Below are 14297 nucleotides of genomic sequence, written 5' to 3' on the forward strand. Positions count from 1 at the left end.
GCTCCCCATCCGGCCGGCCCGGCTCAGAACTGGTGCGCCTCGGTGGAGTCGTTCAGGGCGAGCGTGCTGGCGCAACCGCCGGAGATGACCTCGGCGACCTTGTCGAAGTAGCCGGTGCCCACCTCGCGCTGGTGGCGCGTGGCGGTGTAGCCGTCCTTCTCCGAGGCGAACTCCTTCTGCTGCAACTCGGAGTAGGCCGCCATGCCGCGGTCCTTGTACTGGCGCGCCAGCTCGTACATGCCGTGGTTGAGCGCGTGGAAGCCCGCCAGGGTGACGAACTGGAACTTGTAGCCCATGGCCCCCAGCTCGCGCTGGAACTTCGCGATGGTCGCGTCGTCCAGGTGCTTCTTCCAGTTGAACGACGGCGAGCAGTTGTACGCGAGCAGCTTGCCGGGGTACTTCGCGTGGATGCCCTCGGCGAACTTCTTCGCCTGCTTGAGGTCCGGGGTGCTCGTCTCGCACCAGATGAGGTCCGCGTACGGCGCGTAGGCCAGGCCCCGGGCGATGGCGCAGTCCACGCCCCCGCGCAGCTGGTAGAAGCCCTCGGCGGTGCGGGCCGCCTTGCGGTCGATGAAGGCATGGTCGTACTCGTCCGCGTCGCTCATGAGCAGCTTGGCGCTGTCGGCGTCCGTGCGCGCCACCAGCAGCGTGGACACGCCCATCACATCCGCCGCCAGCCGCGCCGCCGTGAGCGTGCGGATGAACTGGCTCGTCGGCACCAGCACCTTGCCGCCCATGTGGCCGCACTTCTTCTCGCTGGCGAGCTGATCCTCGAAGTGCACGCCCGCGGCGCCCGCCTCGATCATCGCCTTCATCAATTCATAGGCGTTGAGCGGCCCGCCGAAGCCGGCCTCCGCGTCCGCGATGATGGGGGCGAACCAGTACGTGTCCTTCTTGCCCTCGGAGTGGTCGATCTGATCCGCGCGGCGCAGGGCGGCGTTGATGCGGCGCACCACGTTGGGCACGCTGTCCACCGGGTAGAGGCTCTGGTCCGGGTACATCTGCCCGGCGGTGTTGGCGTCGGCGGCCACCTGCCAGCCCGACAGGTAGATGGCCTGGAGGCCCGCGCGCACCATCTGCACCGCCTGGTTGCCCGTGAGCGCGCCGAGCGCGGCCACGAAGTCCTGGGTGTGCAACAGCTCCCACAGCCGACGGGAACCCAGCTCGGCCAGGGTGTGGGTGACGCGAATGGAGCCGCGCAGCTTCTCCACGTCCGCTTCCGAGTAGGTGCGCTTGATGCCCTCGAAACGCTGGGCGTGGAGCCGGGCGTGGGGCGAGGCGTCGTTCTTCATCGTCAGGGCGTCGTACATGTCGGGCTCCTGTCTTGCTCTGCGAGCGGTGGGACAGCGAAGACCACGGGTGAAGAGTCCCCCTGTCCTTCAGGCCAAGACCCTTGTCGTGGTGCGTTGTAAAATGCGCAGCGCGTCAGAATGTGCGCCTCCCCCGAGTGAAAGGGAAGCCCACCCCGGAGCAATTGACGGGGATGTAGGGCTGTCAACAGGACGGGCATTAAAACTGTAAATCCACCGACCAGGAGGCGGAACTCGGGGGACGGGCTGCCTCACAGGGGAGCGGAGTGGTGCTTCACGTCCAGGGTTGCGACATGACGTCAGAGGTCAGGTGCATGATGGGCGCATGCATCCGGAATACGCGAGGCAGGGGAGGGGAGCGCCCGTGTCACCAGAGAGGCCATTGCATCCTGAATCCATGGAGGATCCGCGCTCGCGGCGGGAGGCGCTGTATGCGGCGCTGGAGAAGCTTCCGCCCAACGTCCTGGGTGAGATCGTCGGCGGCGAGCTGTACGTGAGCCCCCGTCCGGCCTTTCCGCACGCTCGGGCGGCATCCTTGCTGGGCAGCGAGCTGACGGGCCCATTTGATCGAGGAAGAGGGGGACCGGGTGGCTGGCTCCTCCTGGATGCGCCGGAGCTGCACCTGGGTCAGGACATCGTGGTGCCGGACATCACGGGCTGGCGTCGGCAGCGGATGCCCGAGATGCCCCAGGTGGCGGCCTTCACCCTCGCGCCGGATTGGGTCTGCGAGGTGCTCTCCCCGTCCACGGCCGCACTGGACCGGGCCCGGAAGATGGCGGTGTATGCCCGCGAGGGCGTCGGTCACCTGTGGCTCGTGGATCCGGTGCTCCAGACGCTGGAGGTGTACCGGCGGGAGCACGGGGGCTGGTTCGTCCTGGGCACGCACGTGGGCGAGGCGCGGGTGCGCGCGGAGCCCTTCGAGGCCTTGGAACTGGAACTGGGCGCGCTCTGGGCGCGCTGAGTCTCAGGGCAGCTTGGGACGGATGGGGCGGGGCGCGTCCGGGTTGACGTCGAGCAGGCGCACTTCATCGCCCTCGCGCACCGTGCCTCCGCGCAGCACCCGGGCGAGCTGGCCGCGCTGGCCCCAGGACTCCTTGAGCAGGCCGGGGCGGAGGCGCTCCAGCTTCGAGCACGGCACGCACGGCTCGGTCAGCTCCACCACCACCTCGCCGCCGAGCGCCAGCCGCTGGCCCGCGGGCAGCGACTCCAGCGGGACGCCGGAGAGGACCACGTTCTCCTTCAGTTCGCCCACCGACAGCCGCAGGGCCTCCGAGGAGGAGGCGTCCAGCAGCAGCAACTGGCGCTTGCCGTTGGGCTTCTTCTTGCCGTGACGGTCTCCCACGAAGCCCCGGCCCTCCACCGCCTGGGCCTCGGGGACGCGCTTCATGGGAGTTCCCCGCTCCTGGGCGAGCAGCAGGGCGCGGATGGTGCCGGAAGGAGTGTCCACTTCCCGCAATCCTGTGCCGCTCCGCGCGCCGCCGCAACACGCACGGGCATCCACGGTGTTATCGCACCGCTTCCGAGGAGGCAGCCATTCATGAGTCAAGACAAGGTTCGCATCGAGAAGGACACCTTCGGCCCCATCGAGGTGCCGGCCGACCGCTTGTGGGGCGCCCAGACGCAGCGCAGCCGGCAGAACTTCGCCATCTCCACCGAGCGCATGCCCCTGGCCCTCATCCGCGCCCTGGTGCTGGTGAAGAAGGCCGCCGCGATCGTCAACCAGGAGAATGGCTCGCTGCCCCGCGACAGGGGCGAGGCCATCGTGAAGGCCGCCAACGAGGTGCTCGACGGCCAGCATGACGAGGAGTTCCCCCTCATCGTCTGGCAGACGGGCAGCGGCACCCAGACGAACATGAACGTCAACGAGGTGCTGGCCAACCGCGCCTCCGAGCTGATGGGCGGCGAGCGCGGCGAGGCGCGCCGGGTGCATCCCAATGACGACGTCAACAAGGGGCAGAGCTCCAACGACGTCTTCCCCACCGCCATGAGCGTGGCCGCGGCCGAGGCCGTGGTGCGCAACGTGCTCCCCGAGCTCATCGCCCTGCGCGACGTGCTCGCCGAGCGCGCCGAGCGCTTCCGGGACATCGTGAAGATTGGCCGCACCCACCTGCAGGACGCCACGCCGCTCACGCTCGGTCAGGAGTTCAGCGGCTACGTGGCCCAGCTCGAGCAGGCGCGCAAGCACCTGGAGGCCGCGCTGCCGCACCTGTCGGAGCTGGCGCTCGGAGGCACCGCCGTGGGCACTGGCCTCAACGCCCCCAAGGGCTTCGCCGAGCGCGTGGCCCAGGAACTCGCCCGCCTCACCGGCCACCCCTTCGTCACCGCGCCCAACAAGTTCGAGGCGCTCGCGGCCAATGACGCGCTGGTGCACGCGCACGGCGCGCTCAAGGGCCTGGCCGCCGCGCTCTTCAAGATCGCCAACGACGTGCGCTGGCTCGCGTCGGGGCCGCGCTCGGGCATCGGGGAGATCACCATCCCGGAGAACGAGCCGGGCAGCTCCATCATGCCCGGCAAGGTCAACCCCACCCAGTCCGAGGCGCTCACCATGCTGTGCGCCCAGGTCATGGGCAACGACGTGGCCATCTCCCTGGGCGGCGCGTCCGGCAACTTCGAGCTCAACGTCTTCAAGCCGCTCATCATCCACAACTTCCTGCAGAGCTGCCGCCTGCTCGCCGATGGCATGCGCAGCTTCCGGTTGCACTGCGCGGTGGGCATCGAGCCCAACCTGCCCCGGCTCCAGGAGAACCTGGAGCGCTCGTTGATGCTCGTCACCGCGCTCAACCCGCACATCGGCTACGACAACGCGGCGAAGATCGCCAAGAAGGCCCACAAGGAGGGCAAGACGCTCAAGGAGACCGCGGTGGAGCTGGGCCTGCTCACCGCCGAGCAGTTCGATCAGTGGGTGCGCCCGGAGAAGATGACCGGCAACCTGTAGGCCCCCTCCGCCACTCGCGGCCTCCTGTCCTCTCGCCTGGGTTGCAGGGGGGGCTCCGACCCCGGGGCCTCCACCGCCGTCACGCCCACGCCTGGCGCCCTCTTCCGAGAGAGCGCCATGCACGGCGCGGGGGCGCTCCATGCCCAGAGAGGGAAGACATGATCAAGACGAGGTGGTTCGTGAGTCCCAGGGGTCCTGGCGTATCGGACACGAATGACGGCTCCTCCTCCCGTCCCTTCGCCAGCATCCGCGAGGCGCTGCGCGTCGCGAGCCCCGGTGATGTCATCCTGATCCGGGCGGGCACCTATGAGGAGCACCTCGTGCTGGGCAAGAGCCTGGCCCGGGCGGGCACCCCGGAGGCACCCATCATCCTGCGCGGCGAGGGCATGCCGAAGCTGCGCGCCAGCAAGCCCGAGCACCCCCTGGTCCAGGTGCGGCTGCCCCACTGGCGCATCGAGGGCCTCGAGCTGGACATGGGCGGGAGCAGTGCCTGCGCCGTCAGCTTCAGTCACACCACCCAGGGGTCGTGCCTGTCTCACTGCGACGTGCACGGCGGGACGGGCAGTGGCATCTCCACCCGCGAGGGGGCGAGCGGCGTCCTCATCGAGAACAACCACATCCATGACTTCCACCGGGAGCAGGCCGGTCAGGATTGCCACGGCGTGGTGATTCACGCCACCTCCCAGGGCATCACCCTGCGCGGCAATCACATCCACGACACCTCGGGAGACGCGGTGCAGTGCCTCCAGCCGGATGACGGGCGGACGCGGCCCGCCCGGGGCGTGCTCATCGAGGACAACACCCTTGAGTCGGCCCAGGGGTGCGCGGTGAGCATCAAGACGAGCCATGAGATCACCGTGCGCGGCAACCGCATGCGCGACTTCCGCTGCTGCGAAGGCGGTTGGCGCGGAGGGGATGCCATCCTCGTCCACTACTCGGCCTGGAACGTGCTCATCGAGCACAACCTCATCTCCGAGGCGGGGGGAGGCATCTGCGTGGGCGGCTTGAAGGACGAGGGCATGCCGGACCCCAGCCGGGTCGTGGTGCGCGACAACACCATTCGTGACATCTCCCTCGAGCGTGCCCGGAACAATGACGCCGTCGGCATCCGCGTGAGCAACGCCAGCGATGTGCAGCTCATCCACAACACCATCGGGCGGACGGGAGGCTTCGCGGTGAGCCTCGGCGAGGGGGGCGACGGCATCAGCCGTGGCGTCGAGGTGTTGGGGAACACGATGATCGCCGCCCGGCTCGTCCGGCTGGGGCTGGATCGGCCGGGACTCCAGATGAATCTCAACCGTTACTCCTGTGGGGGCCTGTTCGACGCGGGAGTCCTGGGGCAGACGCACGGACTCACCGAGTGGCAGCGGTTCACGCGTCTGGATGAGGACTCCCTCCTGGAGGGCTGACGACGCCGGTCCTTCATCGGGTGGACGGCCTCCGCCGGGCGCGCGCGAGCCAGGGCCACAAGGCCAGCACCGTGAGCAGCGCGCCGGGCGCCGCGGCGCAGCCTCCTTCCCGGGTGGGAGGCTCCCCATCGCCGGGCTCCGGTGGGCCGGGTGGTCGCTGCTCCGGCGGGGAGCCCGCGTCCGGGGAACCCACGTCGGGCGGCGTCCCCGCATCAGGGGGCGTGCCCGCGTCGGGCGGCGTCCCCGCATCCGGGGGCATGCCCGGGGAGGACTGCTTGAAGCGCTGGAGCGCCTCGATGAAGTAGTAGTCGCCGTAGATGAGGCTCGCGTCGATGTCGTCTCCCTGGGGCTTGATGGGCGTGCGGTAGAAGGCCACGCCGTGCAGGAGGATGCCGGGAGAGGAGGTGCCCTCGGCGAGGTAGGCGGGGGAGGCGAGGTGGTCGAGCATCGCCAGGGCCGCGCCGCGATAGCGCCCGGCGGCGGGCTCTCCGACATACGTGCTCAACTCCAGGAGCGCGGAAGCGGTGATGGCGGCGGCCGAGGAGTCCTTCTGCCGCTGGTCCGCGGGGGCGTCGAAGTCCCAGGGCGGCACCGAGTCCGCGGGCAGATGGGCGAGGTAGTACTCGGTGACCTTGCGTGCGCCCTCGAGCAGGCGCGGGTCGCGCGTGTAGCGGTAGGCCATGGTGAAGCCGTAGATGGCCCACGCTTGACCCCGCGCCCAGGTGGAGCCGTCGGAGTAGCCCTGGAAGGTGCCGCGGAAGAGGATGCGGCCCGTGTCGTCGTAGTCCACCACGTGGAAGGTGCCGCCGTCCGCGCGCACCATGTGCTCGAGCGTCTTGAGCGCGTGGCGCAGCGCCTGGTCGTTCCACCGGGGGTCTCCTCCATGGCGCGCGGCCCAGAAGAGCAGCTCCAGGTCCACCAGCGTGTCGGTGACCAGGGCCACGTGCCAGGGCGGGTCGTTCCAGTCGCAGCAGTCGATGACTCCCACCGTGGGGTGGAAGCGGGTGGCGAGCGAGCCCGCCGCCGTGAGCAGCACGTCCCGGTAGAAGGGGTCCCCCGTCAGCCGGTACGCGTGGCCGAAGCTGGGCATGAGCTTGAAGCCCAGGTCGTGCGTCGCCGTGTTGGTCTTCTGGACCTCCAGGGGCCGGGTCCAGGCGTCCGCCCGCTCCCGCCAGACGCGCTCGCGCCCCGACTCGTACACGTACCAGAGCGCGCCCGGGAAGAAGCCCTGGGTCCAGCCCACCTTGTCGGTGTGCTCGACGAGCCTCCAGGAGCCGCCGAGACTGCTCTTGGGCGAGCGCGTCGTGTCGGCGGAGAGCCCGGTGGCGGTGCGCTCCAGTTGCCGTCGGGAGAACGCGAGCGCCCGGTCCGCCGCCGCGTCATCGAAGGCGTGGGCGGACGTCATCCCCAGCAGGCCCACGCCCAGCGCGAGAAGCCTGGTCAGGAGGGGTTCTCGGTGTCGGCTCGCCATGTGCGTCGTCCTCCCCATCGGGACTTCCGGCCCGTTGGTGCCGAAGCGTGGGGACGATGGCGGCCGAGCGGGAGGGCGGGCCTGTCGAGGGCAGGCCCCGGGGGGTCCGCTTTGATGCGACGTGAACAGCCGGCTCGAGGCGGGGCGCCTCAGTGCTCGGTGCGGCCCACCTGGCTCTGCTGGTAGGCCGAGCGGCGCATGTTGTGCAAGAAGCCGGTGGGGGTGATGCCGAGTCCGTCACGGAAGGGGCTGAAGCGCAGGCGCTCCGGGTCCAGGGTGACTTCCTCTCGCAGGAAGATCTCCGCCAGGGGCCGCCAGGTGTGGGGCGCGTTCGAGTCCAGCGAGCGCGCCTCGAAGGTGAGCACGGCGGTGCCGGTGCTCATGGCTTCCCGGAGCCGCTCCACCCGCGAGCCCTGGCGCGGCGCGGCGTCACGCGGCGAGGTGAGCCGCAACTTCACCCGGCCCACGCCCTCGACCCGGAAGGGCGCGATGCCGTAGTAGTCGTTCTCCAGGAAGTCGTGCACCCGGGTGGAGAGCACCGCGGGGGCGAGCGTCCACATGTGGCGCATGGTGCTGAAGAGCAGGTCCTGGTCGCCGGGCACGGCGTCCTCGGTGATGTGGTTCTGGCGCAGGAAGCGCACCGCTGCTCCGAGGATGTCCGGCCACTCCTTGCCGTTGCGCCACATGGAGGTGGACAGTCGCACCAGGGCCGGGCCCGCCAGGCGCTGGCCCACGCTCAGCAGGGTGGGGCCGGCCAGCAGGGGGAGGACCTCGGCGCGCAGGCAGATGCCCTCGGCATGCAGGGAGCGGGCGTGACGCCGCTCGGCGATGGCGCGGAACGGAGGCCCCCACAAGGTGCCGACGGCTTTTCCCATCACTTCCCCCAACAGACCCATGCGCTGCCTCCCCTCGGGGTGCGGAAACCGGAAAATGGGGTGCGGGGGGCGGTTTCGGCCAGTCTCCACCCCATTTCTCCCTGTCCGCCTGGCGAGCGGCCCGGGAGGCGGCGGGGCCGAGCGTGGGCTGGCGCACGGTCCACGAAGAACGCTGGGGCGTCCGGCACCGGAGCGGATTAGTGTTGGAGCGCCATGAACATTCCCCTCGTCATCGAGACCACCCATCGGGGTGAGCGCGCCTACGATCTCTACAGTCGGCTCCTCAAGGACCGCATCGTCATGCTGGGCACGCCGGTGAATGATGATGTGGCCAACATCATCGTCGCCCAGCTGCTCTTCCTCGAGTCCGAGGACCCCGACAAGGGCATCAGCCTCTACATCAACTCGCCGGGAGGCTCGGTGACGGCGGGCCTGGCCATCTACGACACGATGCAGTACGTCAAGTGCCCCGTGTCGACCATCTGCATCGGGCAGGCGGCCTCCATGGGCGCGCTGCTGCTGCTCGCCGGGTCGCCGGGCAAGCGCTACGCGCTGCCCAACTCGCGCATCATGATCCACCAGCCGCTCGGTGGCGCCCAGGGCCAGGCGTCGGACATCGACATCCAGGCCAAGGAAATCCTCCGCCTGCGCTCGTACATCAACGGCCTGTTCGTGAAGCACACCGGCCACAACATCGAGCGCATCGAGAAGGACACCGAGCGCGACTACTTCATGAGCGCCGAGGAGGCCCGGCAGTACGGCCTCATCGACGAGGTGGTGTCCAAGCAGATCCTCTCGCCCGCTCCCTCCAAGGGCTAGCGCGGGGGCGGGGGGCCCGCCGCGAGCGCGGGCCATGTCCACCTTTGAACGGTCATGGCCCCTCTTCGCTCCGTCGTCGCCCTCGTGTCGTTCTCCGCCCTGTTGGGCACGGGCTGTGCCGTGCGCACGCCCGAGCGCCGCATGGTCCCGGACATGCCCACCACCGTCCAGCAGGAGGTGGGCTACGACGACGCCGTCCGGCTCAGCCGTGACTACGCCGTCACCCAGGGCTATGAGGTGTCGGAGGTGGCCGAGGCCACGCAAGTGCGCCCCAACTACTGGCGGGTCCGCTTCGGCCTCGCGCCCCGGGGCTCGGGTCGGCTGTTGGATCTGTCGTTCGACGCGGAGCAGCGCCGGGTGGTGGGCGCCACCGAGCTGGGCGACACGGCCACGGGCGGCAGCGGCCCGGGCGACACGGGCGGTGGCCCCGGCCGGTGAGCCTCAGCGCAGCGACCCCAGGAAGCCCTTCACGTCCTGCTCGAAGCGGTCCGCCTCTTCCAGGTAGGGGAAGTGCCCGCTCTTCTCGTACTCGAGGAAGGTGGCGCGGGGCAGGGACGCCGCCAGGGCCTTGAGGCTGGGCAGGCCGATGGAGGAGTCATGGCGGCCGCCGATGACGAGCACCGGCGCGCTGACGCGCTCGGGCTGGGAGAAGCGGTACTGGGTGAGCTCGGTGGCGAACAGGGTGCGTGACAGCTCTCCCGTGTTGCGCAGGCCGCTCTCCATGTCCACCGCCTCCTGCTGTTGCAGGTACACGGCGTCGTGGAACTGCAACCGGTTGAAGAAGGCCTGGGCATCCAGGCCGCGCAGGGCCTTCATCACCTGGGCATAGTCGGACGCGCTGCCCGCCGGATCCGTCACCGCGATGCGCCCGGGGTGCAGCCGCTCCAGCTCCTGCTTCCAGGTGGCGAAGGAGAAGGCCGCGTCCGACATGCCGCTCACGTACACCACGCCCACCACGCGCTCGGGGTAGCGGGCCGCGTATTCCAGGGCGAGCGTGGCGCCGAAGGAGTGGCCCATGAGCACCCAGCGCTCCACGTCCAGCTCCTGCCGCAGCGCCTCCAGGTCGCGCAGCAGCACCTCCAGGGAGTAGGTGTTGTCCCAGGGACGCTCGGAGCGGCCGCAGCCGCGCTGGTCCAGGTACACCATGCGCTGGCCCCTCTCCAGTCGCGCGCCCATCAGCCGCGCGAAGCTGTAGCTGTTGTAGCCAGGGCCTCCGTGCAGGAAGAGCACCGGCGCCTGCCGGCGGGGTGCCTCGCCCGCCACGCGGTAGTACAGCCGCACGCCATTGACGACCTGCTGGTGCTCACCCGTGTCGAGCGGCTGGGAAGCGCCGGAGGAGGCATGGTGGGTACATGCGACCACCAGCGCACACAAGAGGGCCCACCCAAGGACTTCGAGACGCGAGAAACGCATGGACCGTATCTGGCACTTCCTCCCCCGCCGTGCTCGGGGCGGATGTGGCAAGTGTCATCCTTTTTCGACAGGGGTGTTGGCCAGTGGACTAGGGAACCCGGGTAATGCGGTTTGTCTCTGGCGCGGAAAGTGGAGATTGTGCCTTGAGCCAGGACTCCAAGGCTTCCAGGTCCGAGGGTCCCCCCTTGCGCGCGGTGCCCTGGAGGAAGACGCGGAAGCTGTCTCCGCCCCCCGCCAGGAAGCTGCCCACCGTGACGCGGTAGTGCCCCGCCGGATCGATGGGGACGCCGTGGAGCCGGAGGCTGGCCGGGTCCACCTTCTGGCCCACGGGCGCCGAGTCCTTCCACGTATAGGAGAAGCCGCGCGAGGGGTGGAGGATGCGCACGTGGTCGCCCACCCATTGCTCCTCCAGCAGCCGTCGCAGCTGCTCGCCGGTGAGCGTGAGCGTCACCAGGGAGTCGCCGAAGGGTTGCACGGTGAAGGCCTCGCCATAGGTGACGTCGCCCGCGGCGAGCTCACCGCGGATGCCTCCCGGGTTCATGAACGCCAGCTGCGCGCCCGCCTCCCGCGTCGCCGCGAGCAGCGCGTCCGCGAGCAGGTTGCCCAGCGGGGACTCTCCCGAGGGCCACTGCCGCGCATCCGGTCCGCGCAGCGTCTGCTCCACCCGCCCGAGCATGCGCTCGCGCATGGGGGCGCTCAACCGCTCATAGCGCTCCACCAGCGCCCCCACCTCGGGGTCTCCCGCTCCCTCGCGGGTGGTGATGACGTTGTGCGCGCGGCTGTCCACCACGTCGCCGCTCGCCGCGTCCAGCACGAGCTCCAGGTGGGTGATGAGCCGTCCGTAGGACGACGCGCTGGTGACGCGCTTGCCGTCGAGCACGCAGTTGTAGGCCTGGTGGGTGTGGGCACTGAGGACGGCGTCCACCTCGGGATCCATCCGGTGGACGATGTCCACGATGGGGCCGGAGAGCCCCTCGCACCCGTCAGGGGAGGCGCCGGGGCCCTTCTGCACGCCCCCCTCGTGCACCAGCACGACGATGGCCCGCACGCCCTGCTTCCTCAGCTCGGGCACGAGCGCGTTGACGGTGTCCGCCTCGTCGAGGAAGCGCAGCCCCTGGATGCTGGCGGCGTTGACGATCTCCGGCGTGCCCTGGAGCGTCATGCCGATGAAGGCCACCTTCACGCCCTCGAACTCCCGCAGCGCGTAGGCGGGAAAGAGCGGGGCGTCCTTGGCGTCGACCACGTTGGCCGCGAGGAACTCGAAGCGCGCGCCCGCGAAGGGCTCGCGGCCCTGGCAACCCTCCACCGGGTGACAGCCTCCGTTGCGCATGCGCAGCAGCTCGGCGGTGCCCTCGTCGAACTCGTGATTGCCCACGCCGTGCAGCGTGAGCCCCATGAGGTTCATCGCCTCGATGGTGGGCTCGTCGTGGAACAGGGCGGAGAGCAGCGGGCTGGCGCCGATGAGATCTCCCGCGGACACCACCACGGGGGGCGCCGCCGAGGGCGCCGCGCGCAAGCGCGACAGATGCGCGGCGAGCCACGCCGCGCCTCCGGCCGCCACCCGCTCCGGCTTGCCCTCCAGGAGCCGGCCGGTGCGCACCTCTCCCGCCGAGCCCGTGGGCGGCGCGAGGTTTCCATGAAAGTCATTGATGGCGAGGATGCGTGCGAGCACGGTCTTCCCCGCGGGGGTACTCGCCGCCCGCGTGGCGGAGGGCTGTCCTCCAGGCGGGTGGGCACAAGCGCAGAGGAGCGAGGCGAGCAGGGCCGCGCATGACGTGAGGGGACGGGGGCGTGGACGGGGGAGCATGTGGCGCATGAGTCTGGCTTCTCGTGCATACCCGGAGCGGGTTCGCACGTCTCCTGTTCCTCCGTTGTAGACTGGAGCCCGGGGAGGACAAAGCCATGCGAATCCGTTCGTCCACAGGTCGCGGCTTGCTCGCCGTGGGACTGCTGCTGCTGTTCTACGTGGGCATGAGCGGGCTCGCGTTGGGGCTGCTCTCCCTGCCCTATGTGCTGCAAGTGGGCCCTCGCCTGCACACGTTGCTCACCGTGCTGTGCGTGGCGGCTGGGGGCGCGCTCCTCTGGAGCCTGGTGCCGCGGCTCGAGCACTTCGAGCCTCCGGGGCTGTTGCTCACCGAGGCCGAGCACCCGCGGCTGTTCGCGATGATTCGCGACGTGGCCCGGCGCATGGAGGCGCGCATGCCCGAGGACCTGTACCTCATCGCCGACGTCAACGCCTACGTGTCTCAGGTGGGCGGGGTGCTGGGGCTCGGTGGCCGGCGGGTGATGTGTCTGGGCATGGGGCTGTTCGCGGTGGACAACGTGTCGCAGTTGCGCGCGGCGGTGGCGCACGAGCTCGGTCACTTCCAGGGAGGGGACATGCGGCTGATGGGGCTGCTGTGCGCCACGCGCCAGGCGATGGCGCGCTCCCTGGCGCTGTTCGGGCGGGACGAGCACGCGCTGCTGCGCTGGCCCCTCGCGTGGATGTGCGGGACGTTCCTGCGCCTCACCCAGGCGCTCAGCCGGGAGCAGGAGTTGGTGGCGGATGGCTGGAGCGTGCGCATCGCCGGCAAACAGGCGCATGTGTCGGGGCTGCGCTGGGAGGCGCTGCACGCGGCGGGCTACCGCCGCTTCCTCGAACAGGAGGTGTGGCCCCTGGCCGACCGGGGCGTGGTGCCCGACAACCTCTTCGAGGGCTACCGGCGCTACCTGGCGAGCGCCGCCTGGCGCGAGGGCCTGGGGGAGTTGACGGCCGCGGCGTCCGAGCGTGCCCCGTGCCCCTATGACTCGCACCCGAGCCTGGACGAGCGCGTCGCGTTCGCCGAGCGGTTCGAGCTGCCGGACGAGCCCGTGGACGAGACGCCCGCGTCCTCGCTCCTGTCGAACGTGGAGGCCCTGGAGCGCTGCTTCACCCAGCGGCAGTGGCCGCACGCGGTGGAGCTCATGTCGTGGACGGAGGCGGGCGCGCGCTGGAGCGTGTTGTGGAACGAGACGGCGAGCCGGGTGCAGGTCCGGGTGCCGGGCTTCTGCCTGGCGCGGGTGGTGGAGCTGCTCCAGGACGCGGCCGCGTGGGGGCCCTTCGCCGAGGCCATCCAGCCGCGGTTGGTGGGCTACCGGGCGCCGGATCGTGACGAGCGGGTGCTCGAGGTGGTGAGCCACGCGGCGAGCGCGTACCTGGCGAGCATCCTCGCCCAGCACGGCATGGTGTGGAGGACCTCGCCCGGAGAGCCCCTGCGGCTGGAGCGCGAGGGGGAGCCGGTGGACCCCACGGCCCTGGTGGAGGGCGTGCTGGAGGGACGGCTCGGCGTCGAGGCGGTGGAGGGTCTGTGCGCGCGGCTCGCGGTGGCCCGGGACGCCGCGTGGAGCGTCCGGGAGGAGGAGCGCGAGGGGGCCCTGGCGCCCCTGGTGCCGGTGAAGGTGGAGCACGCGGGGGACGCGGTGACGGTGTGCGCTCCCTTCTCGCGCCTGGGTCTGCCGCAGTGCTGCGCCGTCTGTGGGGGCGACCTCTGCCGCCACGTGCAGACGCGCTTCCACGTGGGCGGCATGCTGAGCGACCACGGCGACATCACCATCGAGGTGCCCGTCTGCCAGACGCACGCGCTCCAGCCGCACAAGGCCTTCAAGGTCCGCCGCTACGAGCAGGCCTCGGACCTCATCACGCTCGAGGTGCCCTCGCTCGAGTACGCGCGGCTCATCCAGCGCAGCAACGCCTGAAGCGGGCGGGCGGACGGGCGCTCGTTCCCCTCGTCTCGTTCCCAGCGCGGGGGGGAATGCGCAGCTTGGTTTCTCGAGGAGGGGTACATGCCAGAGAAGCCGCCGACCACGCCGGGCGCCCCGGTGAAGGAGCCGGAGCCCAGGAAGGCTCCGCGTGAGGAGCCCGTGCAGCCTCCGCCGGAGATCGAACCGCCCAGGCCCCAGACGCCGGAGATCGAGCCACCCCGGCGCGAGCCGCCCGTGACCGAGCCGGGCCGCACGCCCGAGCCGGAGATCAAACCACCCGGCATCCACGAGCCGCCGGATCCGAACAAGCAGCCCCCGGGTGTTCCGGGCATCATCGCGTAGACG

The 14297-nt window shown here is 70.4% G+C and carries 13 protein-coding genes; 7 read left to right on the forward strand and 6 right to left on the reverse strand.

Annotation, left to right across the window (positions count from 1 at the left end; translation table 11 throughout):
- Window positions 1-23 precede the first annotated feature (23 nt).
- Window positions 24-1310: an isocitrate lyase gene (gene aceA, locus D187_RS21460; protein ID WP_002622681.1), complete on the reverse strand. Its 1287-nt coding sequence runs from the start codon at window positions 1308-1310 to the stop codon at window positions 24-26.
- 397 nt (window positions 1311-1707) lie between these two features.
- Here aceA and D187_RS21465 point away from each other — a divergent pair, with 397 nt between their 5' ends.
- Window positions 1708-2271, forward strand: a complete 564-nt coding sequence (locus D187_RS21465) for a Uma2 family endonuclease (RefSeq protein WP_020918183.1) — start codon at window positions 1708-1710, stop codon at window positions 2269-2271.
- Between the two features lie 3 nt (window positions 2272-2274).
- Here D187_RS21465 and D187_RS21470 read toward each other — a convergent pair whose 3' ends face one another.
- The gene (locus D187_RS21470; protein WP_002622683.1) at window positions 2275-2757 is read right to left on the reverse strand and encodes an MOSC domain-containing protein; all 483 of its coding nucleotides are present in this window, start codon (window positions 2755-2757) and stop codon (window positions 2275-2277) included.
- A 90-nt stretch (window positions 2758-2847) separates the two neighbouring features.
- Between D187_RS21470 and fumC the strand changes: the two genes are divergently transcribed.
- Together fumC and D187_RS21480 are read left to right on the forward strand one after the other, a co-directional pair.
- Window positions 2848-4245 carry a class II fumarate hydratase gene (fumC, locus tag D187_RS21475; protein ID WP_002622684.1) on the forward strand — a complete coding sequence of 466 codons (1398 nt, stop codon included), beginning with the start codon at window positions 2848-2850 and terminating at the stop codon, window positions 4243-4245.
- A gap of 158 nt (window positions 4246-4403) precedes the next feature.
- The gene (locus D187_RS21480; protein ID WP_002622685.1) at window positions 4404-5654 is read left to right on the forward strand and encodes a right-handed parallel beta-helix repeat-containing protein; all 1251 of its coding nucleotides are present in this window, start codon (window positions 4404-4406) and stop codon (window positions 5652-5654) included.
- 13 nt (window positions 5655-5667) lie between these two features.
- Here D187_RS21480 and D187_RS21485 read toward each other — a convergent pair whose 3' ends face one another.
- Together D187_RS21485 and D187_RS21490 are read right to left on the reverse strand one after the other, a co-directional pair.
- Complete coding sequence (locus D187_RS21485) at window positions 5668-7125, reverse strand: glycoside hydrolase family 88 protein (protein WP_002622686.1); 1458 nt, start codon at window positions 7123-7125, stop codon at window positions 5668-5670.
- Between the two features lie 149 nt (window positions 7126-7274).
- Complete coding sequence (locus D187_RS21490) at window positions 7275-8021, reverse strand: hypothetical protein (protein WP_002622688.1); 747 nt, start codon at window positions 8019-8021, stop codon at window positions 7275-7277.
- 192 nt (window positions 8022-8213) lie between these two features.
- Between D187_RS21490 and clpP the strand changes: the two genes are divergently transcribed.
- Both clpP and D187_RS21500 read left to right on the forward strand, forming a co-directional pair.
- A complete protein-coding gene (gene clpP, locus D187_RS21495; RefSeq protein ID WP_002622689.1) occupies window positions 8214-8819 on the forward strand; it encodes an ATP-dependent Clp endopeptidase proteolytic subunit ClpP in 606 nt (201 codons plus the stop codon).
- A gap of 54 nt (window positions 8820-8873) precedes the next feature.
- The gene (locus D187_RS21500) at window positions 8874-9257 is read left to right on the forward strand and encodes a hypothetical protein (protein WP_002622690.1); all 384 of its coding nucleotides are present in this window, start codon (window positions 8874-8876) and stop codon (window positions 9255-9257) included.
- A 3-nt stretch (window positions 9258-9260) separates the two neighbouring features.
- Here the strand turns inward: D187_RS21500 and D187_RS50195 are convergent, their stop codons facing one another.
- Together D187_RS50195 and D187_RS21510 are read right to left on the reverse strand one after the other, a co-directional pair.
- Window positions 9261-10232 carry an alpha/beta fold hydrolase gene (locus D187_RS50195; RefSeq protein WP_051256460.1) on the reverse strand — a complete coding sequence of 324 codons (972 nt, stop codon included), beginning with the start codon at window positions 10230-10232 and terminating at the stop codon, window positions 9261-9263.
- An 88-nt stretch (window positions 10233-10320) separates the two neighbouring features.
- Window positions 10321-12048, reverse strand: a complete 1728-nt coding sequence (locus D187_RS21510) for a bifunctional metallophosphatase/5'-nucleotidase (RefSeq protein WP_002622692.1) — start codon at window positions 12046-12048, stop codon at window positions 10321-10323.
- Window positions 12049-12134: 86 nt separating this feature from the next.
- Between D187_RS21510 and D187_RS58810 the strand changes: the two genes are divergently transcribed.
- On the forward strand, window positions 12135-13946 hold the full coding sequence (locus D187_RS58810; protein WP_081713789.1) for a M48 family metalloprotease: 1812 nt from the start codon (window positions 12135-12137) through the stop codon (window positions 13944-13946).
- An 87-nt stretch (window positions 13947-14033) separates the two neighbouring features.
- Window positions 14034-14294, forward strand: a complete 261-nt coding sequence (locus D187_RS21520) for a hypothetical protein (RefSeq protein WP_002622694.1) — start codon at window positions 14034-14036, stop codon at window positions 14292-14294.
- Window positions 14295-14297 lie beyond the last annotated feature (3 nt).

Origin of the sequence: Cystobacter fuscus DSM 2262 (genome assembly GCF_000335475.2) — a bacterium.
In the GTDB taxonomy this organism is placed as follows: Bacteria; Myxococcota; Myxococcia; order Myxococcales; family Myxococcaceae; genus Cystobacter; species Cystobacter fuscus.

What these genes read in the sequence shown, in the direction of transcription:
- aceA (WP_002622681.1), bottom strand. Translation starts at nt 1,310, where the DNA reads ATGTACGACGCCCTGACGATGAAGAACGACGCCTCGCCCCACGCCCGG.
- D187_RS21465 (WP_020918183.1), top strand. Translation starts at nt 1,708, where the DNA reads ATGGAGGATCCGCGCTCGCGGCGGGAGGCGCTGTATGCGGCGCTGGAG.
- fumC (WP_002622684.1), top strand. Translation starts at nt 2,848, where the DNA reads ATGAGTCAAGACAAGGTTCGCATCGAGAAGGACACCTTCGGCCCCATC.
- D187_RS21480 (WP_002622685.1), top strand. Translation starts at nt 4,404, where the DNA reads ATGATCAAGACGAGGTGGTTCGTGAGTCCCAGGGGTCCTGGCGTATCG.
- D187_RS21485 (WP_002622686.1), bottom strand. Translation starts at nt 7,125, where the DNA reads ATGGCGAGCCGACACCGAGAACCCCTCCTGACCAGGCTTCTCGCGCTG.
- D187_RS21490 (WP_002622688.1), bottom strand. Translation starts at nt 8,021, where the DNA reads ATGGGTCTGTTGGGGGAAGTGATGGGAAAAGCCGTCGGCACCTTGTGG.
- clpP (WP_002622689.1), top strand. Translation starts at nt 8,214, where the DNA reads ATGAACATTCCCCTCGTCATCGAGACCACCCATCGGGGTGAGCGCGCC.
- D187_RS21500 (WP_002622690.1), top strand. Translation starts at nt 8,874, where the DNA reads ATGGCCCCTCTTCGCTCCGTCGTCGCCCTCGTGTCGTTCTCCGCCCTG.
- D187_RS50195 (WP_051256460.1), bottom strand. Translation starts at nt 10,232, where the DNA reads ATGCGTTTCTCGCGTCTCGAAGTCCTTGGGTGGGCCCTCTTGTGTGCG.
- D187_RS21510 (WP_002622692.1), bottom strand. Translation starts at nt 12,048, where the DNA reads ATGCGCCACATGCTCCCCCGTCCACGCCCCCGTCCCCTCACGTCATGC.
- D187_RS58810 (WP_081713789.1), top strand. Translation starts at nt 12,135, where the DNA reads ATGCGAATCCGTTCGTCCACAGGTCGCGGCTTGCTCGCCGTGGGACTG.
- D187_RS21520 (WP_002622694.1), top strand. Translation starts at nt 14,034, where the DNA reads ATGCCAGAGAAGCCGCCGACCACGCCGGGCGCCCCGGTGAAGGAGCCG.